General features: G+C 65.5%; 21 protein-coding genes. 10 read left to right on the forward strand and 11 right to left on the reverse strand.

Annotated features, from left to right (window positions below; genetic code table 11):
• The first annotated feature begins 2 nt into the window (after positions 1-2).
• The 5 genes from BN4332_RS25485 to BN4332_RS25505 all read left to right on the forward strand — a co-directional run bounded on the left by BN4332_RS25485 (position 3) and on the right by BN4332_RS25505 (position 6973).
• Positions 3-1136, forward strand: a complete 1134-nt coding sequence (locus BN4332_RS25485; protein WP_235654307.1) for a M20 family metallopeptidase — start codon at positions 3-5, stop codon at positions 1134-1136.
• A gap of 39 nt (positions 1137-1175) precedes the next feature.
• Positions 1176-2255 carry an S-methyl thiohydantoin desulfurase family protein gene (locus BN4332_RS25490; RefSeq protein WP_066902240.1) on the forward strand — a complete coding sequence of 360 codons (1080 nt, stop codon included), beginning with the start codon at positions 1176-1178 and terminating at the stop codon, positions 2253-2255.
• Between the two features lie 7 nt (positions 2256-2262).
• Positions 2263-3627: a hydantoinase/oxoprolinase N-terminal domain-containing protein gene (locus tag BN4332_RS25495; protein ID WP_066902282.1), complete on the forward strand. Its 1365-nt coding sequence runs from the start codon at positions 2263-2265 to the stop codon at positions 3625-3627.
• Entirely contained in the window at positions 3621-5219 is a 1599-nt protein-coding gene (locus BN4332_RS25500; RefSeq protein WP_066902241.1) for a helix-turn-helix domain-containing protein, read from the forward strand. The genes BN4332_RS25495 and BN4332_RS25500 overlap by 7 nt, the downstream gene beginning before the upstream one ends.
• A 143-nt stretch (positions 5220-5362) precedes the next feature.
• On the forward strand, positions 5363-6973 hold the full coding sequence (locus BN4332_RS25505; protein ID WP_066902242.1) for a PucR family transcriptional regulator: 1611 nt from the start codon (positions 5363-5365) through the stop codon (positions 6971-6973).
• 93 nt (positions 6974-7066) lie between these two features.
• Here the strand turns inward: BN4332_RS25505 and BN4332_RS25510 are convergent, their stop codons facing one another.
• Entirely contained in the window at positions 7067-7576 is a 510-nt protein-coding gene (locus BN4332_RS25510) for an Lrp/AsnC family transcriptional regulator (RefSeq protein WP_066902243.1), read from the reverse strand.
• A gap of 161 nt (positions 7577-7737) precedes the next feature.
• On the opposite strand from BN4332_RS25510, the gene BN4332_RS25515 reads away from it, so the two are divergent.
• From BN4332_RS25515 to BN4332_RS25525, 3 genes are all read left to right on the forward strand, one after another.
• Positions 7738-11229, forward strand: a complete 3492-nt coding sequence (locus BN4332_RS25515) for an indolepyruvate ferredoxin oxidoreductase family protein (RefSeq protein WP_066902244.1) — start codon at positions 7738-7740, stop codon at positions 11227-11229.
• 64 nt (positions 11230-11293) lie between these two features.
• On the forward strand, positions 11294-12304 hold the full coding sequence (gene fgd / locus BN4332_RS25520; RefSeq protein ID WP_066902245.1) for a glucose-6-phosphate dehydrogenase (coenzyme-F420): 1011 nt from the start codon (positions 11294-11296) through the stop codon (positions 12302-12304).
• Positions 12305-12369: 65 nt separating this feature from the next.
• Positions 12370-12930: a sigma-70 family RNA polymerase sigma factor gene (locus BN4332_RS25525; RefSeq protein WP_235654200.1), complete on the forward strand. Its 561-nt coding sequence runs from the start codon at positions 12370-12372 to the stop codon at positions 12928-12930.
• Between the two features lies 1 nt (position 12931).
• Here BN4332_RS25525 and BN4332_RS25530 read toward each other — a convergent pair whose 3' ends face one another.
• Together BN4332_RS25530 and BN4332_RS25535 are read right to left on the reverse strand one after the other, a co-directional pair.
• Complete coding sequence (locus BN4332_RS25530) at positions 12932-13639, reverse strand: type 1 glutamine amidotransferase (protein WP_066902247.1); 708 nt, start codon at positions 13637-13639, stop codon at positions 12932-12934.
• On the reverse strand, positions 13636-14865 hold the full coding sequence (locus BN4332_RS25535; protein ID WP_066902283.1) for a Mur ligase family protein: 1230 nt from the start codon (positions 14863-14865) through the stop codon (positions 13636-13638). The genes BN4332_RS25530 and BN4332_RS25535 overlap by 4 nt, the downstream gene beginning before the upstream one ends.
• Between BN4332_RS25535 and BN4332_RS25540 the strand changes: the two genes are divergently transcribed.
• Complete coding sequence (locus BN4332_RS25540) at positions 14747-15757, forward strand: DEDDh family exonuclease (protein WP_084459408.1); 1011 nt, start codon at positions 14747-14749, stop codon at positions 15755-15757. The two genes, BN4332_RS25535 and BN4332_RS25540, sit on opposite strands and share 119 nt — an antisense overlap.
• Here the strand turns inward: BN4332_RS25540 and BN4332_RS25545 are convergent, their stop codons facing one another.
• Both BN4332_RS25545 and leuA read right to left on the reverse strand, forming a co-directional pair.
• Positions 15758-16144: an SHOCT domain-containing protein gene (locus BN4332_RS25545; protein WP_066902248.1), complete on the reverse strand. Its 387-nt coding sequence runs from the start codon at positions 16142-16144 to the stop codon at positions 15758-15760.
• 50 nt (positions 16145-16194) lie between these two features.
• Positions 16195-18024: a 2-isopropylmalate synthase gene (gene leuA, locus BN4332_RS25550; protein ID WP_066902249.1), complete on the reverse strand. Its 1830-nt coding sequence runs from the start codon at positions 18022-18024 to the stop codon at positions 16195-16197.
• A gap of 316 nt (positions 18025-18340) precedes the next feature.
• On the opposite strand from leuA, the gene BN4332_RS25555 reads away from it, so the two are divergent.
• Complete coding sequence (locus BN4332_RS25555; RefSeq protein WP_066902250.1) at positions 18341-18559, forward strand: hypothetical protein; 219 nt, start codon at positions 18341-18343, stop codon at positions 18557-18559.
• Positions 18560-18579: 20 nt separating this feature from the next.
• Here BN4332_RS25555 and mgtE read toward each other — a convergent pair whose 3' ends face one another.
• The 6 genes from mgtE to BN4332_RS25585 form a co-directional block, all read right to left on the reverse strand.
• Positions 18580-19956, reverse strand: coding sequence for a magnesium transporter (mgtE, locus tag BN4332_RS25560; RefSeq protein WP_066902251.1), 1377 nt, complete (start codon positions 19954-19956; stop codon positions 18580-18582).
• Between the two features lie 85 nt (positions 19957-20041).
• On the reverse strand, positions 20042-20686 hold the full coding sequence (locus BN4332_RS25565) for a type II toxin-antitoxin system RelB family anti-toxin (protein WP_066902252.1): 645 nt from the start codon (positions 20684-20686) through the stop codon (positions 20042-20044).
• 11 nt (positions 20687-20697) lie between these two features.
• Positions 20698-21885 (reverse strand): NAD(P)/FAD-dependent oxidoreductase, encoded by a 1188-nt coding sequence (locus tag BN4332_RS25570; RefSeq protein WP_096867140.1) that lies wholly within the window; start codon positions 21883-21885, stop codon positions 20698-20700.
• A complete protein-coding gene (locus tag BN4332_RS25575; RefSeq protein ID WP_066902254.1) occupies positions 21882-23174 on the reverse strand; it encodes an FMN-binding glutamate synthase family protein in 1293 nt (430 codons plus the stop codon). Before BN4332_RS25575 ends, BN4332_RS25570 begins: the two co-directional genes overlap by 4 nt.
• Positions 23174-23857: a GltB/FmdC/FwdC-like GXGXG domain-containing protein gene (locus BN4332_RS25580; RefSeq protein ID WP_066902255.1), complete on the reverse strand. Its 684-nt coding sequence runs from the start codon at positions 23855-23857 to the stop codon at positions 23174-23176. The genes BN4332_RS25575 and BN4332_RS25580 overlap by 1 nt, the downstream gene beginning before the upstream one ends.
• The gene (locus tag BN4332_RS25585) at positions 23845-24714 is read right to left on the reverse strand and encodes a class II glutamine amidotransferase domain-containing protein (RefSeq protein WP_066902256.1); all 870 of its coding nucleotides are present in this window, start codon (positions 24712-24714) and stop codon (positions 23845-23847) included. Before BN4332_RS25585 ends, BN4332_RS25580 begins: the two co-directional genes overlap by 13 nt.
• Positions 24715-24721: the final 7 nt, after the last annotated feature.

Genomic DNA, 24721 nt, shown 5'->3' on the forward strand with positions numbered 1-24721 from the left:
CCATGGCCGGGGTGAACACCGACCGAGTGGTCAGGTTGGCCTCCGAGCTGATCGGTTGTGACACCCGAAATCCACCGGGCGGCGAACAATCGGTGGTCGAGCCGTTACAGGACATGCTGGGTGCTCTCGGAGCCCGTGTCGAAATCGTGGAACCCGAGGCCGGCCGACCGTCGGTGCTTGCCACAATCGGGGCCGGCAACGGGCCCACCCTGATGATCAACGGTCACATCGATGTCGTGCCCGTCGTCGAGTCCGAGTGGTCGAGCCCGCCTTTTCGACCGGAGGTGCGCAACGGTCGGCTGTACGGGCGCGGCGCCTGCGATATGAAGGGCGGTATCGCGGCCGCATTGGAAGGGGTGTGGGCGTGCCGGGACGCAGGTGTGGACATCCCGGCCACTCTGGTCTTCCACCTGGTGGCCGACGAAGAGACGGGAGGTCGGTTCGGCACCGAGGCGCTGATGAACGCCGGGCTGGTCCATGCCGATGCGGCAGTGGTCCCCGAACCCAGTGAACTGCAGGTGTGCGTAGCCGAACGGGGTGCGCTGTTGGTCGAGGTGGTTGTCCGCGGCCGCGCAGCCCACGGCAGCGAGCCTGCGGTCGGCCGGTCCGCGGTGGCTGACGCCGCGAAGATCACGTCCGCGCTGCATCTCGCTGATTTCGGGGTGGCTGCCCACCCGCTCTTGGGCTCGCCCACCTGCAACGTCGGGACCATCCACGGTGGTACTTCAGCCAACATCGTCGCCTCGGAATGCCGGCTTCGCGTGGACCGACGTGTGTTGCCCGGTCAGACGCAGAACGACGCATTGCGATCTTTGCGCGAGTTGATAGACGGAGCCGGCGAATTCGATTACACCATCGAGATTCTCGCCTTTGTCGAGGGGTCGGAACTGGATGCCGGCCACCCATTCGTAGCAGACGTCCAGCGCGCCGCGAGTGGAGCAACGATCCGGGGTCTGTCCCTCGCTACTGACGCGCGTTTCCTGCGAAACCAGCTCCGCATCCCGACCGTGGTCTACGGCCCCGGCTCGATGTCAGTCGCGCACGCCGCCGACGAATACGTCGCCATTGGCGAATTGGCGAGTGCCGCAAGGACATTCGCTGCGCTATTTGCCTCGTTTACCGGTTGCTCGCGGTGATTCGGCGCGCGCAACGCGGCGCCCGGATACAGTTCTCAGATGGAGCAGGTGTCGGAGAGTAGCGTCGACGACCTGATGCGTGGCGCTGTTCATTTCGGCAGTGGCGGCGGGGGCGACCCCTATCTTGGGCGCCAAATGTTGATTGCGGCCATTCGAGAATACGGTCCGATACCTTTGGTGAAACCAGGTGAACTAGACGCCCACGGTCTGGTGCTGCCCATCGTCTATGTCGGTGCGCCGTATGCCTTGCTGGAGAAGGCACACGACACCGACCAGGTCAAGACTTTGCGTGCCGCCGTCGAGGCACGAGCCGGCCGCGAGTGTGTCGCTGTCCTGCCGGTGCAACGTGCCGGCTTCAACGTGGCGGTGGCACTCACGGTGGCGGCCCAGCTGGGCCTGCCGTGTCTGGACGCCGATCTGATGACCAGGTGTTTTCCCTCGATTGACATGACGCTGCTGCAACTGGCGGGCCGCCCGGTGCGGCCGATGACGGTGGTCGGGAGCGCCGGAGTGGTGACGGAATTCCACAGTGGCGCCGACGCCGTGCTGGGCGAACTGTTGCGGTCGATCATGCCGGCTCTCGGTCTCGTCGCGCTCATCAGCGCGTTCGAGGTGACCGTGGCTGATTGTGCGCATCTGGGCATCGACGGATCCATCAGCGAGTGTTGGCGCATCGGTGCGGCGTTGAGGTCGGTGGCCCCAGGGGGTACCGCTGCCGAGTACGCGAAATTGTTCACGATCTGTGGCGGCCGGGTGCTGTGTACGGGCACGGTGGTCGAGGTCATGCAGGACTCCACCGATGTCTTTCCGCGCGGCGTGCTGTCTCTTCAAACACGGCAGGATTTCGTTCGCGTCGATTTCCAGAACGAGAATCTTGTTGTCAGCCGTGAGGGTGAAGTCCTGGCTACGGTCCCGGATCTCATCAGTCTGGTCGACGTCGACACCAGCGCGCTGGTGCAGACCGTTGATCTCGTCGTAGGGCAGGAGGTGCATGTCATCGTGAGTCCGGTGGATCACCGTTGGCGAACTCCGGCAGGGCTGGCGATGGTCGGCCCGAGTGCCTTCGGCTACCCAGTCGACCCCGTATTGTGTGGCGACGCGCCGCAAACAACTGGGTGATGCGACGATGACATCGCGACCGGACAAGCTGCGAATCGGGGTGGACTTCGTCGGTTCCAGTGCAGTGGCACTCGACAGTCGCAACCGCATCGTTGCGGTCTGTCGGCGCCCTCAGACCAGCGACTCACCCGTCGAATTTCTTGACGCAGTGCTCCAGACGGTAAGCGGCACTGCCGAAATTGACCGTGTCATCCTGATTCTGCCGAACCTGGGTATCCGGGAATCGTCCTTGCCGGGCCGGGTTGGTGTGTTGCGGATCGGCCCACCGACGACCGCGGTGCCGCCCCTGGCTGGTTGGCCGGTCGAGCCCGCGGCTGCCGCCGGACCAGTGTGGGTGGTGCGAGGCGGTCACGAGTACAACGGAAACGTCTCGGAGCCATTGGACGCGGCGGCCGTGACGCGTTTCGCCAGGGCGTGTGTCGGGCAGGTGGACTCCATCGCGCTGTCGGGGGTCAATGCGTTGGAAAATCCCGCGCATGAGGAGTTCGCCGCAAATATCATCTCCGATGAGCTCGGACCGGATATCGCCGTGATACGCGGTTCCGACACCGAGACGGTCGGATTGTTGGAGCGCGAGAACACCGCGGTGCTCGACGCCGCCCTGGCCGGCGCGGCACGCCGCCGCCTGTACCAGTTCACCGCACTGGTCGAGGCCCACGTCCGCAACGCCGCAGTCTTCGTCCTACGGGGCGACGGCACCGTGATGCCCGCGACATACGCCGGCTACCGCACCACCGCTTCGATGGGTTCTCGGAAGGCTGCGCTGATCAACGGCTCAGCTCATCTGGCGGAGGTCTCTTCCGCAGTGGTTGTTCACGTGACTGCCGAGGGAGCGACAGTCGGAACCACCATCGCCGGACTGATACCGGATTCGGGCCGATTGTGGGAGATCGACGGCATCCGGACCGGTATTCGCGCGCCACGCATCGCCCAAATTTCCAGGAACGGCGGCGGTTTCACCGAGCGGGTGCACGCAGCGATAGCACGTGCTCGATGGGGTCACGAGTCGCTACCAGTCGTGGTCGACGGCGATCGTGCCGTCGACGTGCCAGACGCAGCCTCCGTCACCGTGATCAGGCCTGACAGAACAGAGTTCGCCGCTGCTATCGGTGCCGCCATAGCTGAAGCGGCAGGATCCGTCGATCGGATCTTCTGGCAGGGCGCGGGTGGGCGGCAGGTCTCGGTGGCCCGCGCCCGAGGTCTGGCAATGGATGCCGCGATTCGCGCCGGAGCCGACCCCCGGACACTGCGGGAGACACCGGTGCGGGAGGCGCTGATGACCTACGTTCCGGTGCCTGCCGCTCGGCTCCAGGTGACAGTGATCGGGCCGTTGATGGAATCGGCGGCAACGGCAGCGGTGCAGGCATGCTGACCGCCGCACCGGTCACGATGAAGCAGTTGTTGACCCTGGATCTGATCGGAGACTACGAAGTCCTCGCCGGCGAGGACGGTCTGCATCGGCCGGTGAGGGCATTGGTTGTCGGCTCCACTGTTCACGAGATCTCCGAACTCGTGGCAGGCAGTGTTGTGGTGTTCAGCCGCGAAACCCTTGCCGTGGACAGTCTTGCTTTGGATCTTGCCATCCGCTTGGCAGGCGGTGCGGGCCTGTCGGGCATCGTCGTCGCGCGTACCTCGCGGCAGGTTCCCTTGGTCACGCGCCGCATCGCTGACCGGCTCGCCCTGCCCCTCATCGGTATCGACGACATGCCCCCTGCCGCAGTGGTCACCGCGCTGGACCCCTACGTCCGTGCCCCCGAGATCGCCGGCCTACGGGTTCTGGCCGAAGCTGCTCGGCGTTTTCAGCACCCACCCGGGTCGGCGAACGCACTGACCACAACTCTTGCGGCGATAATCGGGGAACCCGTCAACCTTATCGACTCGGAAAATCGTTTGGCTGCAGGCGATCACGGTCTTCATGAGTTACTCGACAACGCGATTCCGGCGGAGTGTCTCGGCGACCCGCGACCGGCTCCACAGACAGTCAGAGCCGGCGATCACGACGTGCTCCTACAACCCGTGCTCGTCGACCCGGCGGGGCCCGCCGTCTACTGGATCGCGATACGTCTCCCGGACGTCCTGTCCGGGGCACTTCTAGATCCCGTCCGCCGCGCCGTCGGAATCGCGGCGCTTTCGTTCGCCGTCAGGGTGGCAAGCGACTCGGTCCGAGCCGAACGCGAGACCCAACGGCGGTCTCTGCTGCTCAACGAGATCCTCGAGCAGCCGGACGATCCGGGTCGCCGGACTCTGGAGCGGGCAGCGGCACTGGGGTGGCGGCTCGCGGGTCGGCACACCGCGGTCCTGACACTCGTGGTGTCCTCCTCGGCCGCGTTCCGACCCGCAGGGCTCGCCGCAGAACTCGAAGAGCAACTCGCTGATCGGGGCGTGACAGCGACCCTGATCGAACGCGGCGAAGGCTGGCTGTTCTGGACCACCGATACTGACGACACCTCAGATGCCCGGTCGTTGACGACATGCGTGCGTGCCGCGCTCCGCGCCGTCGAAATAGCGCATCCCGGGCTGCGGCTGTGCGCCGGTGTCGGAGACGCGCACAGTGGCGCGAAGGGGCTTCGCCGATCCTCGGAAGAGGCCCGTCGAGCGGCTCTGCTGGCGCAGACCACGCACCGCTCCGCTGCTGTCGAGCATGTCGACGTCACCGGCGCGCGCCGGGTACTCGCACACTGGTACGGATCGGTTCCGATGCGCGAGGCCGCAGCTGAGCTGCTCGCACCCCTTGCCGAAGCAGATCCGTCGGGAGACCTGATCCGCACGCTGCGCGCCTACCTCGACAGTCAGCAGTCAGCCAAGGCCACCGGGGCACGTCTCGGGGTCCATCGCAACACCGTCATGCAACGTATGGATCGGATCGGACAGCTGCTCACCGTCGATCTCGAAGATCCCGACGACCGGTTGGCGGTACACCTGGCCGCCCGTGCGATCGACATCGCCTGGGACCCTCGGGTCTGAGGACACGGTCCTCGGGAGCTGTGCTCGAAGCACTTCCCGGAATCCTCGGTGTGCTCTGCGCCCACAGACGGCAGCAGACGTCGTTCTTAGGCTACGCAGATGTACGAGAAACAGCCTGCGGTGCATTGTTAGGTGGGCGCTGGATGACGATCGCCGATACACACCTGAATGACACGTTCTCGCTCGAAGCGACAACGCCGACAGTCCGGCAGTTGCGCCTGCGCGATCTTCTTGTGGCCCGGCCGGGTTGGCTCACCGTGGTCACTCCGGTGGCGAATATGGACAGGCCGCTGAGCGGTGCGACGCGCTGGGAATCGGCCAGGCCACCGATTCGGGAGCATCTGTTACTCGTCACTGCGCACGGGCTGACCGCCGGTGACATCGCTGACGCTCTCACCCGCGGCAATCAGGCGGGCGTCAGTGCGGTGATCGTACGAACCGGATGCCTGCCGCCCGACATGGAGACAACCGCAGCCGTACCAATCCTGGCATTGGCCCACCACGTCAGCTGGGATGAGCTGATGGGCCTGATAGGCGCGCTGACGGGTGCCCTTCGCCTCGGTGCGGCCCGCGTTACCACCACCGCGGGAGGCCTGTTCGATCTCGCCGACAGTGCGGCGCTGGCTCTCGACGGCACGGTGGTCTTCGTCGACGACGAGTCGCGGGTGCTCGCCTACGCCTGCGCGTCGACGGTCGATGCGGATACCGCCCACACGATCCTCACCCGCAATGCGCTGCCGGCCGTACAGAGCCGACGTGTCCCCGCGTGGCGGCGTCGGGGTGCCACGTGGGTTGACGCGCCGGGAGTCGAGCAACGCCGTCTCATCGCCCCGATCATCGTCGGGGATAGGGTGGCCGGACATGTGATGCTCAGTCCCGGTGCGGAAACGTCAGATTTCGCGGCGAGAATGCTCGACGACGTTGCTGCCGTTGCCGCCGCCTGGTTCATCGACGAGCGGATCCCCGCCGACGACGAAGACGCGCTCAGGACAGAGTTGTTACGGGGCCTGTTGACCGAATCGACTGCGCTGGAGGTGATCACCGGTCGCCTCGGACGACCCACAACCGGTCAATGGCGCATGTTGTGCTTGGCGGTGCACGGGGAATCGGCTGCCGGCGCCTCGCCCCAGACGATGGGCTCAGCTGCGGTGGAACGTGTGCTGGCCCGTTCCATGCGGATGCTCAATCCACACTCGGCCACCACGATGATCGGCGAGGTGATCTGTGCTCTGATCCCGCACACCCCGGGCCAGGGCTTGTGGAAGTTTGCCGAGGGATTCCGTCAGCGAGCTGCGGCGACCGTCGGTGCGAAGTTGGTCGCGTGTCTGTCCCAGCCCCTGTCGACCGGCGACGAGATCCGCAACGAATACCAATCGCTCCGGCAGGCCGTCAGTCTGCTGGCAACCCGCTCGAAGCCCACCACAGCGGATCTGTCGGAGCTTCGGCCGCACGTGCTGATAGCGCAATTGGCAAGTGTTGCCGCGGCGCATCCTGCGCTTCTCAGCGGAGCTCTCGACCTTCTTCGTCGAGACGAATCAAACCGCGGCGCCGAGTATCTCGACACTCTGCTGAGTTGGTTCGATGCCGGGTGTGATGCCAGCCGGGCAGCGGCCGCTCTGCAGGTGCACCGGAACACCTTTCGGTACCGTCTGGACCGCATCGAGAAACTTTGCGCCGTAAGCCTCAATGACCCGGTGCAACGGTTCACCCTGGAAATGCAGGTCCGCATCTTGGCGCTCAACGGCGGTTGGTGAGAAGCGGGCGCCAAGCGACCGTCCGCCACCAACACTTGCTGGATCGGTGTGTCCTTGTGGCATAACCTATTACAGGCAAGGATGCTGATCCCGCTACCCCGCACTCGGCGATGGCGTGGAACGGCCCCAACCCGCGTCACGTGTGATCTGCTCTAAAAGCGGAACGACTCGCATCCGTAGCGGGTTCGTCAATGAGAGTGTTGTGCTGGTGTGGACCACCCCGGGTACCGCGACGATCTGCTCAATCAGACCTTGCAGATCGGCTTTGGTCGCCGTCGCGACCCGAGCGAGCAGATCTTCCCGTCCGGTCGTCGCGTGAATTTCGAGCACGGACGCGATCGCAGCCAGTTGATCGACGACCGTGGTCAATCGGCCCTGCTCGATCTCGATCGCGATGAACGCGTGAACCGCAAACCCTGCCTTTTCGAGGTCGAGTACTGGCTGATAGCCCACCACCAGTTGCGTCTCTTCCAGTCGTCTCAATCTCGCCTGAACAGTGTTGCGTGACACCCCGAGTTCTGACGACAACTCCACCACTCCGGCGCGGGCATCGCGCATCAGGATCCGCAGAAGTTGGCTGTCAAGCTTGTCCATACTGCGCATTCCTCGCACCTCATCCCTACGGCTTCGTGCCCAGCTGACCGATCCGCATAGTTCGTTGGATATTGATTGACCTGAAAGTTGGTGCTTGCCAGTCTATTAGAGACACTCCGATCGCTTCACCCTGTCGGCAAAAGCAGGGTTCTCACTCGTGCAGGTATCCAATGACTCCGTTGACAGGTTCTCCGGCTGCAGCCGAATTCGACCTCTCTGCCCGGTATCGCGCCGCCTCAGGTCCGGTCTTGATGACCGGCGTCCAGGCAATCGCGCGACTTCTGGTCGAACAGCACGAGCGTGACCGTCGCGCAGGAAAGAAGGTGGCGACGTTCGTCTCCGGCTATCAGGGCAGCCCACTGGCTGGTCTGGACAAGCTGTTGGCCAGCATCCCAGAGTTGTCGGCGAAGCACGACGTGCGTCTGGTGCCCGGGATGAACGAAGAACTCGCTGCAACATCGGTTTGGGGGAGCCAACTCGAGATGCCCGCTGGGCGTCGTAGCCACGATGGAGTGGTCGGGGTTTGGTACGGCAAGGGCCCTGGATTGGATCGGGCCAGCGACCCGTTTCGGCATGCCGCGATGTATGGGGCACATCCCACTGGCGGTGCAGTGGCGTTGGTAGGTGATGACCCGGCCGCGAAATCATCATCGGTGCCTGCGGCCAGCGAGCGCTCTCTGGCCGCGTTGTCGATGCCAGTCTTCTTTCCGCGAAATGCGGAAGAGATTGTCGCCTTTGGACTCTATGCGGTGGCACTGTCGCGTGCATCCGGGTGTTGGCCGGCGATGAAGCTTGTCGCTGACGTCGCCGACGGGCTGTGGACGTTCGATCGTGACTTCACAGGATTCGATATCGTCGTACCGGAGCTCGAGTGGCAAGGTCGGCCTTGGACTTACCGCCAACGCGTCCTTGCCGCCCCTCCCGATAGCATCCTGGCCGAATCCGACCTTTACGGACCTAGGTGGTCGATGGTCGAGGCGTTCAACAACGCAAACGAGATCGACAGCATCGAAGTGGACTCCACCCGTCCTTGGCTCGGCATCATCGCTGTCGGCACCGCCTACGACTCCGTGCGCCAAGCTCTCGAGGAACTCGGGTTGTCCGACGCCGCCGCCCTGGGCGAGGCAGGAATCCGCATCATGCGGGTGGGAATGCCGTATCCCCTTGGGGCAGAGAAGGTCCGCCAGCTGGCGGCAGGCGTCGAGAAGATACTCGTGATCGAGGAAAAGACCTCGTTTGTCGAGACGCAAGTCAAGGAAATCCTGTACCGGGAGGTCGATGCCCCCAACGTGCTCGGTAAGCGCGGCGAGAAAGGGGAACCGCTGGTCGCAGCGGGCGGAGAACTCACCGCCGGGCGGTTGCTCGCGCCGCTACGCAAGCTTCTCAATGGCCGCGTGGCACTGGGTGTGTCGCGGCCGCCGCAACTCGAGTTGACGGCACTACCAACACGTCGCACCCCATACTTCTGCTCAGGGTGCCCCCATAATCGCTCTACCGCGGTGCCCGATGGCTCACTTGCCGGTGGTGGCATCGGCTGTCACACATTGGTGACCATGTCATCACGGACCGACTCCCAAGTCACCGGGCTCACTCAGATGGGGGGAGAGGGGGCGCAATGGATCGGTCAAGCGCCTTTCACCGACGTCAACCACATCTTCCAGAATGTCGGAGACGGTACATATTTCCATTCGGGTCAGCTCGCGGTCCAGGCCTGCATTGCCGCCGGTGTGAACATCACCTACAAGATCCTCTACAACTCCGCCGTGGCGATGACTGGCGCCCAAGACGCCGAAGCGGCCCTGACGGTACCCGAACTGACGCACAAGCTCGCCGCCGAGGGCGTTGCAAAAATCATCGTGTGCGCGGAAGAACCGAAGCGGCACAAGCGCTTTTCCTTCGCGAAGGGCGTGCTGGTGTGGGATCGAGACCGACTCGACGAGGCACAGCGATTACTCCGAGAAACCCCGGGCGTTACCGTGCTCATCTACGACCAGCAGTGCGCGGCGGAGGCTCGACGTAAGCGTAAGCGCGGCAGTCTCCCCGTGCGTCGCACCCGCGTGGTGATCAACGAAGCTGTCTGCGAAGGATGTGGTGACTGTGGTGTCAAATCCAACTGTCTCTCGGTCCAGCCGACCGACACTGAGTTCGGCCGCAAGACGCGCATCGATCAGAACAGCTGCAACACCGACTATTCATGCCTCGATGGGGAATGTCCGTCGTTCGTGACAGTCGAACTGCCGGAAGAAACTCCGTCCGTTCGAAGGGCCATACCCACGCCGCCAACGTTGGCTGAGCCGCCGCTCGCATCGCTCGCGGAGCCGCACAGTGTCTTTCTCGCCGGCATTGGTGGAACCGGAATCGTCACCGTCAATCAGGTGCTCGGTATGGCTGCGCTTCGGGCAGGGCTACACGTCAAAGGGCTTGACCAAACCGGCCTCAGCCAAAAGGCCGGGCCCGTCACTTCCCATCTACGTCTCAGCTCCAACTCGTCGATTCAATCGAACCGTGTGAGTCCTACCGGTGCGAACTGCGTCTTGGCGTTCGATTTGCTCACCGCGACCGACCCGAGGAATGTCGGATACGGAGACGCAGCCCGAACACTCACGATTGCGTCAACCAGCCAAACTCCCACCGGAGAAATGGTTTACGATGGCTCGGTCGATTATCCGGCTACGTCGCAGCTGCTCCAAGAACTCGAATCCCGCTCGCGGCTATTGGTGTCCTTCGACGCCCTCGCCGCGGCCGAAGTAATCTTCGCCAGTTCGACCGCGGCGAACTTCTTGCTCGTCGGCGCCGCTTACCAGGCCGGGGGGCTTCCGATTCCCGCAGCGGCCATCGAAGAAGCCATCGCCATCAATGGAGTCGCAGTTGCGGCGAATCAGGCCGCCTTCCGGTGGGGACGCGTCGCGGTGGCCGATCCCGTTGCCTTCCAGAAGGCCACCAGGACCTCACAAATCGGCCATCGCAGCGATCTTGAGGTTCCCCAGCATCTCCTCGCGGATGTGTCGGTCGCAGGCCACACGCGGGAGCTGTTGGAGCGCCGTGCTGCGCAGCTGGTTTGTTACCAGGACGATGCGCTCGCTGCGCATTACATCAACTTCGTCCAATGGGTGTGGTCGCGTGAAAGGGCGTTGTCGGACCGCACAGAACTATCCGAGGCGGTAGCGCAGAACTTGCACAAGTTGCTGGCCTATAAGGATGAATACGAGGTAGCTCGGCTCCTGACCGATTCGGTGTTCGTGCAAGCGGTGGAGTCCGAAGTTCCTGGCGGACTCAACCTTACGTACAAGCTGCATCCCCCCACGCTCAAGGCGCTCGGCCGCAAGGGCAAGATTGGGTTCGGTCCGCGTACTCACGTCGCACTCAGGCTGGTTGCCAAGGGAAAGCGATTGCGAGGAACCATGTTTGATCCATTCGGATACGCACGCATTCGTAGGCTCGAGCGGCAGCTGGTCGCCGACTACGAAGCCATGTTGCGCGAGTTGGTGGGCGGTCTGACCATCGATTCGTACGATACGACTCTGGCGGCGGCGTCAGCGCCCGATATCGTCCGCGGGTACGAAGATGTGAAGCTGCGCAATGTAGAGCGCTATCGTGCGCGACTCAGGGAACTTGGCGTTGCCGGGGCTTCGTCGGTGCAATCCGGGAAACGACGATCCTAGTTCAGACCGTCCTGCATCGATGTGCCGACAGTGAATCAATCAACCGACGAGAAGGTACTGACGCGTGGCTGAACTCAAACTTGGTTATAAGGCGTCGGCGGAGCAGTTCGCGCCGCGGGAACTGGTCGAGCTGGCGGTGCTGGCGGAGGCGGCCGGGATGGACAGTGCGACGGTCAGTGATCATTTCCAGCCGTGGCGCCATGAGGGTGGGCATGCGCCGTTTTCGTTGGCGTGGATGACCGCGGTGGGTGAGCGCACCGAGCGTCTGGTGTTGGGCACGTCGGTGTTGACGCCGACGTTCCGGTACAACCCTGCGGTGATCGCGCAGGCGTTTGCCACCATGGGGTGTCTGTATCCGGGGCGGATCTTTTTGGGGGTGGGCACCGGTGAGGCGCTCAACGAGATCGCCACCGGTTACATCGGGGCGTGGCCGGAGTTCAAGGAGCGTTTCGCTCGGCTGCGGGAGTCGGTCAAGTTGATGCGTGAGTTGTGGCTGGGGGATCGGGTCGATTTCGAGGGCGAGTACTACCACACCAAGGGTGCCTCGATCTATGACGTGCCCGAGGGTGGGATCCCGGTGTACATCGCCGCCGGTGGGCCGGTGGTGGCCAAGTATGCCGGCCGCGCCGGTGACGGGTTCATCTGCACCTCGGGCAAGGGTGAGGAGCTGTACCAGGACAAGCTGATCCCGGCGGTGAAGGAGGGTGCCGAGGCCGCCGGCCGCAACGCCGACGATCTCGATCGGATGATCGAGATCAAGATTTCCTATGATCCGGATCCGAAGCTGGCGTTGGAGAACACCCGGTTTTGGGCGCCGTTGTCGTTGACGGCCGAGCAGAAGCACTCGATCGATGATCCGATCGAGATGGAGAAGGCTGCTGACGCGTTGCCGATCGAGCAGGTGGCCAAGCGCTGGATCGTGGCCTCGGATCCCGACGAGGCGGTGGCCAAGGTCAAGGATTATGTCGACTGGGGTCTGAACCATTTGGTGTTCCACGCGCCGGGGCACGATCAGCGTCGCTTCCTCGATTTGTTCAAGACGGATCTGGAGCCCCGGCTGCGCAAGCTCGGCTGAGCCCACGCGAGTGGACTACCACGGATTCTGTCGCGGTCAATCGTCTAGAGGGTTGGGAATCGATGATGACTGGATCCGTCGAGCATCCTGGAGATGATGGAGATCTGGCGGGACGCTTCGCGATCGAAGTACGGCCGTTGTTGGCTCCGCTTTTGCGACAATCTCGACGATTGACCAAGAGTCACGCCGATGCTGAAGATCTGCTGCAAGACGCTCTGCTGCATGCTTACAAAGGCTTTCATACGTTCACCGAGGGCACGAACCTCAGTGCATGGTTATTCCGCATCCTCCACAACCGATGGGCTAGTGCCTACCGCAGAAGCCTGAGTCGGCCAACGGAATTGATGGATGAGTTGATGACCGGCTGGGGTGCCGACCGCTCAGGCGCAGCCGCATCCGCCGAGTCGGAAGCGCTGGGCAAGTTGACCGATGGCGTGCTGAAAGAGGCATTCGGTTCGTTGCCCCAGGGCGTCCAGGAAGTTCTCTACTATGCCGACGTCTACGGATATACCTACGCAGAGACGGCCGCGATCATGAATATCCCCCATGGCACGGTCATGTCCAGGGCGGCGCGGGGCCGTGAGAAGCTGCGCGAGCTGATGAAATCCAGCGACGCCTTCGCCTGACCTAGACCCGGCGCGGCGCGGCCAACCGTTCGCGGCGCAGCAATTCCACCTCGGGCAGCTGCAGCGGCGGCAGGTCACCGACCACCTGCGAGAGCAGATGATCGGCGAGCTCCGGGTTGCGGGCCAGGCACGGCCCGTGCAGATACGTCGCCACCACGCTGCCCTGCACCGCGCCGTCATAGCCGTCACCCAAACGGTTGCCCGCGCCCTTGGTGACGGCGGCCAGCGGTCGAGCATCCGGTCCGAGAACCGTTCCGCCACGGTGGTTTTCGAATCCGGTCAGCGGCTGGGTGAGTCCGTCGATCAGGGGCTTGGACGCCACTTCGCCGATGGTGCGGGCCTCCTGCGGCGAGGTCGTGACGTCGAGCATGCCCACCCCGTCGACCCGCTCACCTGCGGATGTCTCATACCAGTGCCCGAGCACCTGGATGGCCGCGCAGATCGCCAGCACGGGGGCGCCGCGTTCGGCGGCGCGCTGCAGCCCGGGGTATTGGATCAGGTGCTTGGTCGCCAGCCGCTGCGCATAGTCCTCGGCACCGCCGAGCGTGTACAGGTCCAGTGAGTCGGGTACCGGATCGGCCAGCGTGATCTCCACGATCTCGGCGTCGATTCCGCGCAGCCGCAACCGTTGTCGCAGCACCACCGCGTTGCCGCTGTCGCCATAGGTGCCCATCACGTCGGGCAGCACCAGCCCGATCTGAACCGTCACTGCAGTCTCCGATTCAGTTGCAGGAACGCGGTGTAGTTGGCGATCACCTCGACGTGCCCGGGTGGGCAGGAGTCGATCGCGGCGACGGTGTCGTGCACCAGTGAGTGCTCGACGCCGGCGTAACCCAGCCGGACCGCGAGGTCGGTGCCCCGCTCACCGGCGGCCACCACGACAGTGTCGTCAAAATGCTCGAACCGGACGTCCCACAGCCACGACAGGTCCTCGCCGTCGGGCACCTGCCCGTTGACCGAGATGACGACGCCTGCGCCGTGCTTGTCGACCATGGACAACGCCTCCTGCCAGCCGGCCGGGTTCTTGGCCAGCAGGATCCGGGCCGTGTGCGAGCCGATCTGCACCGTGCGATACCGGCCGGCCACCTCGTCGACCGTCGACACGGCGGCCACCGCGCGGGCCGGGTCCGCGCCGAGGGCGACCGCGGCCGCGACAGCCTGGGTCGCGTTGCCGCGGTTGACCGCACCGGGCAGGGCCAGGGTCATCGGCAGCACGAGACCGTCCGGGCCGTAGATGTGGGTGTCGTCGAACCACCACTGCGGATCCGGGCGTTTGAAGTCGGTTCCGGTCGAATACCAGCCGGCGCCGTCGCGCACGATGATCTCGCCCGAGCGCGGGCAGCTCACCGAGTCGCCCGACCAGCTGCCGCCCGCGGCCACCCACACCACGTTGGGGCTGTCATAGGCGGCCGAGGTCATCAGCACGTCGTCACAGTTGGCCACGATCACCGCATCGCGATGCCGGGCCAGCCCGCCGCGCAGTGTGCGCTCGATGTGGTTGATCTCACCGACCCGGTCGAGCTGATCGCGCGACAGATTCAGCAGGACGATCACCGACGGTGACACCGCGTCGCTGACGTGGGGCACGTGCATCTCGTCGACTTCGAGGGCCGCCAGCTCGGCATCGCGGGCCGCGGCCAGTGCGGCCACCAGTCCGGCGTCCATGTTGGCGCCCTCGGAGTTACTGGCCACCGGACCGAGCGTGGCCAGGGCGGCCGCGGTCATCCGTGTGGTGGTGGACTTGCCGTTGGTGCCGGTCACGACGACGCTGCGGCGACTCTGGCCCAGTTGACGCAGGATCGAACGGTCCAGTGTCATGGCGACCAGGCCGCCGATCATCGCGCCGGCGCCGCGGCCGGTGACCCGCGACGCCCAGCGTGCGGTTGCTCNCGTCGACGTCGAGACCACCGGTTTCCGTCCGGGGCAGGCCCGCATCGTCAGCGTCGCGGCGCTCGCGGTCGGGGATGACGGCAACGTCGAACGCAGCGTCGCCACCCTGCTGAACCCGGGCGTGGATCCCGGGCCAACGCACGTGCACGGGCTGACGGCCGAGATGCTGGAGGGGCAGCCGACCTTCGGTGATGTCGTGGATGAGCTCTGCGACATCCTGCAGGGGCGCACGCTGGTGGCCCACAACGTGGGCTTCGACTACAGCTTCCTGGCCGCCGAGGCCGAGTTGGTCGGGGCAGAGCTGCCGATCGACAGCGTCATGTGCACCGTGGAGCTGGCCCGGCGGCTGGCCCTGGGCACCGAGAACCTCCGCCTGGAGACGCTGGCGGCCCACTGGGGCGTCAGCCAGATGAAGCCGCACGATGCGCTGGACGACGCGCTGGTCCTGGCGCAGATCCTCAAGCCCACCCTGGCCCGTGCCCGTGACCGCAAGGTCTGGCTGCCGCTGCGCGACGTGGGCCGGCGCCGGTGGCCCAACGGCCACATCACCCATGAGGAGCTGCGGCCGTTGAAGGTGCTGGCCTCGCGGCTACCGTGCGAGTACGCGAACCCCGGCGTGTTCGTCCCCGGGCGTCCGCTGGTGCAGGGCATGCGGGTGGCGCTGTCGGCAGAGGTGGCCCGCACGCATGAGGAGCTCATCGAGCGCATCCTGCATGCCGGGCTGTCCTACACCGACCTGGTGGACCAGCAGACCTCACTGGTGCTCTGCAACGAACCCGCACCCGATCAGGGCAAGGGCTATCAGGCCGCGGAGCTCGGCGTGCCGCTGCTCGACGACGAGACGTTCATGGGCCTGCTCGGCCACGTCGTCGGGGGCACCGACATCGAGGAGTTCTGCGACATCCCCGCCGACAGCGACCAGTACACGCTGTTCTGACTAGCTGAGCGCCTTCGCCTTCAGTGCGTCGAACTCGGCCTGGCTGATGGTGCCGGCATCCAGCAGACCTTTGGCGTCGGCGATCTCCTGTGCCGGGGACCGGCCCGCCGCCTCGCGGATGTAAGCGTCGGTCTCCTGCTTGGCCGCTTGCGCCGCCGCCTGCGCGCGTTCGGCCATGCCTTTACCGCGCGCGATCAGATAGATCAGCGCGGTGAGCCATGGGAACACGATCAGGAAGACCACCCACACGGCCTTCACCCAGCCGGAGGTCTTGTGATCACGCCAGAACAGATCCGTCAGGATCTGGAACAGCACCAGCAGGTAGGCGATCCAGGCGAAGATGATCAGGAAATGCCACAGGAAATCCCATGTCGGACCCCAGTCCATGGGTTACTCCTTGCCGTTGACGTCGGCGTAGGGATCTACGCCGACGTCAGCTAACCACGCGCGGCGCGGTTGACGGCAGATACGACCGCCCGAAGTGATGCAGTTGTGATCGACGTGGCGATACCGACGCCCCAGACGGTCTTGCCCGCGATGGACGCCTCGACATATGCCGCGGCCTGAGCCTCCTCGCCGGAGGACATGGCGTGCTCGGAGTAGTCCAGCACGTTGATGTCGTAGCCGACCGCGCCCAGGGCGTCGACGAATGCCGCCAGCGGACCGTTGCCCGCGCCGACGATCTCGCGCTCCGCACCGTCGATCTTGACGATCGCGGTGATGGTGTCGGTACCACCGTCCACCTCCGAGGCGACCACCTTCTGGCGGATCCGCTCCAGCGGCGTGATCGGGGCCAGGTACTCCTCGGAGAACGCGTCCCAGATCTCCTTGGGCGACACCTCGCCGCCCTCGCCGTCGGTGATCTGCTGGATCGCCTGGCTGAACTCGATCTGCAGCCGGCGCGGCAGTGACAGCCCGTGGTCGGCCTTCATGATGTAGGCCACCCCGCCCTTGCCGGACTGCGAGTTCACCCGGATCACGGCCTCGTAGGTGCGCCCGACGTCCTTGGGGTCGATCGGCAGGTAGGGAACTTGCCACAGGATGTCGTCCATGTCGGCGTCGGCGGCATCCGCATCCACCTTCATCTGGTCCAGGCCCTTGTTGATGGCGTCCTGGTGGCTGCCGGAGAACGCGGTGTAGACCAGGTCGCCGCCGTACGGGTGGCGTTCGTGCACGGGCAGCTGGTTGCAGTACTCGACCGTGCGACGGATCTCGTCGATGTTGGAGAAGTCGATCTGCGGGTCGACACCCCGGCTGAACATGTTCAGGCCCAGGGTCACCAGGCAGACGTTGCCGGTGCGCTCGCCGTTGCCGAACAGGCAGCCCTCGATCCGGTCGGCGCCGGCCTGGTAGCCCAATTCGGCTGCGGCGACACCGGTTCCGCGATCGTTGTGGGGATGCAGGCTCAGGATGATCGAGTCGCGCGGGGCCAGGTGCCTGCTCATCCACTCGATCGAATCGGCGTAGACGTTCGGGGTGGCCATCTCGACGGTGGCAGGCAGGTTGACGATCAGCGGCCACTCCGGCGTGGGCTTGACGATGTCGGCCACCGCGTTGCACACCTCGACCGCGTACTCCAGCTCGGTGCCCGTGTAGGACTCGGGGGAGTACTCGAAACGCCACCGCGTCTCCGGGTACTTCTTGGCCTCGTCGACGCACATCCGCGCGCCGTCGGTGGCGATCTTCTTGACGGCGTCGCGGTCGGCGCGGAACACCACGCGGCGCTGCAGGATCGACGTCGAGTTGTAGAAGTGCACGATCGCCTGCGGGGCGCCCGCGCAGGCCTCGAAGGTGCGCTCGATCAGCTCGGGCCGGCACTGGGTCAGCACCTGAATGGTCACGTCCTCGGGGATCGCGCCCTGTTCGATGATCTCGCGGACGAAGTCGTAGTCGGTCTGGCTGGCCGAGGGGAAACCGACCTCGATCTCCTTGTAGCCCATCCGGACCAGCAGGTCGAACATGCGGCGCTTGCGCGCCGGGCTCATCGGGTCGATCAGGGCCTGATTGCCGTCGCGCAGGTCGACCGCACACCACATTGGTGCCTTGTCGATGACGCGGTCCGGCCAGGTGCGGTCGAACGGGACGCCGGTGCCGAAGGCCGGGCTGCCGCCGGGGACCTCTTCGGCGAAGCTGCGATAGCGGCTGACCGGCATGGACGAGCCGCGCTGGGTGTTCCAGACGGGCTGACCGGGGTTGGGCGCGCCGTCCGGCGTATTGATCGCGCGGACCGAACTGAAGGCATCAACAGAGATGTCGGGGGTGGTCATGGTTTTTGCTCCGGGAGTTGATTGGGGACTCGACCGGCGGATCGCAAAAACCCGCGACGGGAAGCCGGTCTGGTCAGACCCCGTCGCGGCGTCCGAGAAGGAGCACCCGCTGCACGCGCTCAACTGTACTCCGCGCAAATCTCAGGCCAAAACCCGCCGATGACGTGCACGTCCCCCGATCGGGGGAACGCAGCTTCACCAGCCGCATCGCCCTATCGCCGGACAGACCGGAAGCCGTCTGGATCGCATTCTTGTCTCAGCAGCCCAATCCAGGGCCAAGCAAACCGAAAACCCAACTGAGACAAAGGATCACATCATGACGAAGTTCACCAAAGCGCTGGCACTGCCCCTGCTGTCCGCGGGCTTCCTCGGCGCCGTCGCGCTGGGCCTGGCCGGCACGGCCGCCGCTCAGGGGCCGCAGGGGCCGGGCAACCTCTACAGCCCGGACACCTACGCCACTCCGGCTCCCGGCATGAAACCCGGCTGGCACAACCACCACGGCCCGCAGCGGGTCACCATCTTGCAGGGCCAGTGACCGGGACGACCCGGCGTGTATTACAAGCCCGCCAGCTGCGGCAGCGTCAGGTGGGCGATCCAGAAGTAGATCATCAGACCGGTGCCATCGACGATGGTCGCGATCATCGGGGCCGACACCACCGCCGGGTCCACCTTCACCTTTTTAAGAACCAGGGGCAGCACCGACGACACCAATGAGGCCCACATCACGATAGCCGCGACCGTCAGGCACACGGTCAGGGTGACCTCGGGCCCGACGCCCAACGTCCACGCCCGCACCATCGCCGCGGCCGCCATGGCGATCGCGATCAGCGAACCGGTTGAGAGTTCTTTGGTGACGATCGCGGGGATGTCGCGGAACCGGATCTGGCCGGTGCCCATCGCCCGGACGAGAGTGGTGGTGATCTGAGTGCCGGTGTTGCCGCCGGTTCCGATCAGCAGAGGAATGAAAAACGCCAGGGCGACAACGGCTTCCATCTCCTCCTCGAATGCCCGCAACACCGTCCCGGTGTAGGCCTCGGCGGCGAAGAGCACCAGCAGCCAAACGATCCGTTTGCGCCAGAGCAGCCACGGAGAGGCCCGCAGGTAGGGCACATCCAAGGGTTCGGATCCACCCTGGCGTTCGGCATCCTCGGTCGCCTCCTGCTCGGCGATCTGCACGGCGTCGTCCTCGGTGAGGACGCCCAGCAGCCGGTCCTCGGCGTCCACGACCGGCAATTCGTCGAGCTTGTGGTCGATGAGCGTCATGGCCGCGTCTTCGACATCGGTCAGTGGTGCGACGGTGACATGGTCGTTCATCAATTCGGCGACCGGACGCTCGGCCTGCGCCAGCACGAGGTCGCGCAGGCGGACCGCACCGAGGAGCACATCGTCCGGCCCGACCACGTAGACGTACGCCCCGGACGAATCGCGCGGACGGTTGGCGGCGTGTTCCCGGATCTGGTCCACGGCCTGCGCCACGGTCGCAGTCGGTGCCACCGTCAGCGCATCGGGCTGCATGTGCGCCGCAACCGAGTCTTCGGGCCAGGCCAGGATGCCGCGCAGCATCCGAGCCTGATCGATGACCATCGCCCCGAGCAGCGAGTCCCGCCTCGGGTCGGAGAATCGCCGCAGAATCTCGGCTGCGTATGGGGTGTCGAGCGCACCGAGCAGTCCGCCCGCGGCCGCAACCGGCATCGCCTTGAGCACCTTGGCGGCCAGGTCGGCCTCGATGGACCCGAGGAGATCGGCACCGGTGTCAGCGTCGAGCAATTCGCCCAATCTGCCTCGGGCCGCGGTGGGCAACGCGGCGATCTGCCGCTCGCGCTCGGCGGGCTCAGGCTCGATCTCAAGCCAGAGCTCGATGGCCTTGGCGGTGTCCGTCGCGATCGCCTGGCGCAGGCTGATCGCGGCCGTACCGGCCTTGGTGCTGCTCATGTGCCTCCTTCACCGCCCCCGGTCGGCGTTCAGAAGTAGCGACCCGAGGTTTACGCAGTATGAGCGGAAGGTGTCCGGAAGGGTCCTACACCTGCGAATCGGGGAAGGCGATCACCGACAGGAACCGGATCGGAAGTTCGATCAGGTCGACCGGTCCGTGGGCGCCTTCCCCGTCGATCTGCAGTGAGTCTCCCGGCTGCAGCCGGTACACCGAGCGGCTGTGGCTGTAATCCATGACCCCTTCGAGCATGTAGATGAACTCAGTGCCCGGATGCTGGAACAGCGGGTAGGTCTGGCTCTTCTCGGTCAGCGTGACGTGTAGACATTCCAGCCGCTTGTGCTCCCCGCGCAGCGAGCTGAGCAGTTGATACTCATGCCCCTGTTTGGTGCCGTTGCGCACGATCTCCGGCCCGGTGCCCGCCTTCACGAACGCCGCCGGGCGCTCGACGTCGGCCCCGCGGAACAGGCTGGTGACCGGGACGTCGAGACCCTTCGCCAGCAACGCCAGGGTGGACAGGCTGCAGGAGGTCTGGGCGTTCTCGATCTTCGACAACATCGCCTTGGAAATGCCTACCCGGGCGGCCATGTCGGCCACGGTCAGCCCGTGTTGCTGACGCAGTTGGCGCACATTGCGCCCGATGGCCGCCTCGAACTCCAGTTCCTCGACCGGCTCGTGCGGATCGCGCTCGCGGGCCGTGCCGGCATTGCGGAGCAGAGGCAGGTCGCTCACAGCACTCCTGTCTAGCGCATCTCCCCGGCCCCGACGTACGGATACCGGCTGGTGAGCAAATTGTCCTCCGCGAACCGGGCCAGGCGGAAATCCGACTCGGGAATCCGCGCGTCGCTGCTGCGGCCATCGGTCACCAGGTCGGCGACCAGCCTGCCGACCGCCGGAGCGATCTTGAAGCCGTGCCCGCTGAAACCCGCTGCCACGATCAGGCCCTCGATACCGGTCGCGGAGATGACGGGGTTCCAGTCCGGGGTGACGTCGTAGCACCCGGCGTAGCTGCCGGTGATCGCCGCGTCGGGGAAACCCGGGAACCGGGTGCCGACCTTGTCGACGGTGAGGTCGACGAAGTCGTCGGTGGCCCGGTTCAGGTAGTCGTCCGGGTCGGCGGTCTCCAACCCGGACAGATCGGAGTTGCCGAACAACAGTTCACCGTTGGGTTCGGGCCGAATGTATTGCAGCGACACCAGATCCGAGAACACCGGCACGGGGCCGAGTTCCACTCCGGGTTTGATCATCACGATCTGTTCGCGGTGCACATTGATCGGCACGTCGACGCCATAGGGCGCCAGGAAGGGACGCGTCCAGACCCCGGTGGCGACGACGACGGTGCCCGCCGACACCCGGGTGCCGTCGGCCAGCTCGACCCCGGTGACCCGGTCACCGTCGACGGTCAGCCCGGTCACCTTGGCGCCCTGGCGGATTCGCGCCCCGGCCGACCGCGCCGAGGCGGCGAAGGCCTGTGCGGTCTGGTAGGCGTCGCCGTATCCACCGCGAGGTTCCCAGCCGAACGCCGCGAACGGTTCCAGGTCGGCCCACGGCCACAGCTCGGCCACTTCGGCGGCCGAGATCTCCTCGGTCTGCACCCCGACCTCACGTTGCGCGGCCAGACTCTTGCGCAGGTTGTCAACGTTGGGCTCGCCGACGCCGACCACGTAGCCGGTCTGCCGGAACCCGATGTCGGTACCGAACATCTGCTCGGCATTCTCGAAGACCTCGAGACCGACGGTCGCCATGGCCGCCAGCGAGCTCACCCCGTAGTGGCAGCGCACGATCCCGCTGGACTTACCCGTCATTCCGGAGCCGACGGTATTGCGCTCGAGGACGGTCACATCGGTGACGCCTCGTTGACTCAACGCCCAGGCAGCCGCGGCCCCTTCCAGTCCGCCGCCGACGATCACCACATCAGCTGTCTGCATCAGGTCCCCGGAATCCAGTTCGTGCCGGCCAGCGGAACCCGGGCCATCGCGGCGGCCTCTATGGTGACCGCGACCAGATCCTCGGGTTCCAGGTGGCACACGTGGGCCTTGCCGCAGGCCCGGGCGATGGTCTGGGCCTCCATGGTCAGCACCCGCAGGTAATTGGCCAACCGACGGCCGCCCTCGATCGGATCGAACCGGGCCGCCAGTTCCGGATCCTGGGTGGTGATGCCCGCCGGATCCCGGCCGTCCTGGAAGTCGTCGTAGAAACCGGCTGCACTGCCGAGTTTTTCGTACTCGGCGGCATAGCGGGGATGGTTGTCGCCGAGCGCGATCAGCGCGGCCGTACCGATCGCGACGGCATCGGCGCCAAGGGCCAAGGCCTTGGCCACGTCGGCGCCCGAGCGAACGCCACCGCTCACGATCAGTTGGACCTGCCTGTGAACGCCGAGTTCTTGGAGAGCCTGCACGGCCTGCGGCACCGCCGCCAGCGTCGGGATGCCGACGTGCTCGATGAACACCTCCTGGGTCGCCGCGGTGCCGCCCTGCATGCCGTCGACCACCACCACGTCGGCCCCGGCATGCACGGCGAGCTTCACGTCGTAGTAGGTGCGGGTCGCGCCGACCTTGACGTAGATCGGTTTCTCCCAGTCGGTGATCTCGCGCAATTCGTTGATCTTGATGGTCAGATCATCCGGGCCGGTCCAGTCCGGGTGCCGGCAGGCGCTGCGCTGGTCGATGCCCTCGGGCAGCGTCCGCATCGCAGCCACTCGCGGGGATATCTTCTGCCCCAACAACATTCCGCCACCGCCCGGTTTGGCGCCCTGGCCGAGCACTACCTCGATGGCATCGGCCTTACGCAGATCGTCGGGATTCATCCCGTAGCGCGAGGGCAGGTACTGGTAGACCAGGTGCTTGCTCTGTCCACGTTCCTCGGGTGTCATGCCGCCGTCGCCGGTGGTGGTCGAGGTGCCTGCCTCGCTGGCTCCGCGGCCCAGCGCCTCCTTGGCCGGGCCGGACAACGCGCCGAAGCTCATGCCCGCGATGGTGACCGGGATATCCAGGTGCAGAGGATGTTTGGCATGCCGGTCACCGAGCACCACATCGGTGCCGCAGCGTTCCCGGTAGCCTTCCAGCGGATAGCGCGACATCGATGCGCCGAGGAACAGCAGGTCATCGAAGTGGGGAAGCTTGCGTTTGGCGCCCCAGCCGCGGATGTCGTAGATGCCGGTCTCGGCGGCGCGTTGGATGTCGGCGATCGTGGAGCGATCGAAGGTGGCGGATTCTCGCATCAGTAGGCACTCGCATTGTCGACGTGGAAGTGGTAGAGGTTTCGCGCTGAGCCGTAGCGGGTGTAGTCGGAGGTGTCGTCGTCAAATCCCGCTGCTGCCAACAGTTCAGCCAGCTCGGCGTGGTGCTCGGGCCGCATCGGTTTGGCGACACAGTCCGCCCCGAGTGAGGCCACCTCACCGCGGACGTAGATGCGGGCCTCGTAGATCGAGTCGCCGAGCGCCTCCCCGGCGTCGCCGCGCACCACCAGCCGGCCGGCCTGGGCCATGAACGCGCTCATGTGGCCGATGCTGCCGCCCACCACGATGTCCACGCCCTTCATCGAGATGCCGCACCGCGCGGCCGCGTCACCCTCGATGACCAGCAGCCCGCCGTGGGCGGTGGCGCCTGCGGACTGTGAGGCATTGCCTTTCACCCGCACCGTGCCGCTCATCATGTTCTCGGCCACGCCGGTGCCGGCGTTGCCGTTGATGGTGACCTCGGCATGCTGATTCATCCCGGCGGCGTAGTAGCCGACGTGACCCTCGACCGTCACCCGCACCGGTGCGTCGAGCCCGACGGCCACGTTGTGCGCGCCATCGGGGTGGGCGATGACGTAATCCCCCTCGACGTCCGGATGGTGCAACGCGGCGTTCACCTCACGCAAAGGCGTTGTGCGTAAATCAAACCCAACTAGCGTGTCCATGCGTAGACCACCTCCGGTTCCGGTTCCCAAATACGTGCCTGCTCGACTCCGGGCAACCCGGCCAGCGCGCGGTATTCGCTGGCCATCGCCACCCAGTCGTCGGTTTCGGCGATGACCGCGGGTTTGCAGGCGATGGCGTCGCGCACCACCGCGAACGAATCGGGATCGGAGACCAGCAGTGTGTAGAAGCCATCAAAGGTGGCACAGAGCTCCTTCAACGCGGTGGCCACGTCGCGGCCCGCGGCCAGTTGTTCGGCCACGAACCGGGCGCCCACCTCGGTGTCGTTCTCGCTGTCGAACTCCACACCGGCCCGGCGCAGTTCACGGCGGATCGTGGCGTGGTTGGCGAAGGAGCCGTTGTGCACCAGGCATTGCCCGGGGCCGACGGTGTAGGGGTGGCAGCCCGACGGGGTTACCGCGGACTCGGTGGCCATCCGGGTGTGCCCGACACCTTGCCAGCCCTGGGCCTTGGCCAGCCCCCAGGACTCGGTGAGGGCGCGTGGATGCCCGACGCCCTTGAGCACGGCCAGATCGGGACCGAATCCGGAGATCAGTGCCGTCGGGTAGGCCTCCCGGACCAGGCCCAGCAGGTCCTCCGACGACATGTCGGCCGATAGCAGGTACGTCGTATCCACCTGCACCACATCCACATCCGGGCCCAGGTCCGGCGCCTCGGCGATGTCGGTGACCGACACGCAGCCCTGCCCGTACGGTGACCATTCGGGATCTCCGTAGACCGCGATTCCCGCCGAATCGGCGCCGCGGTCGGACATCTCGCCCAGCATCGCGGCCAGCAGTTCGCCAAGCCGCGGATACAACTCGGGGCTACGCAGATGCAGCCCGACGATTCCACACACGGTGTCT

Source organism: Mycolicibacterium houstonense (assembly GCF_900078665.2).
Lineage (GTDB): Bacteria > Actinomycetota > Actinomycetes > Mycobacteriales > Mycobacteriaceae > Mycobacterium > Mycobacterium houstonense.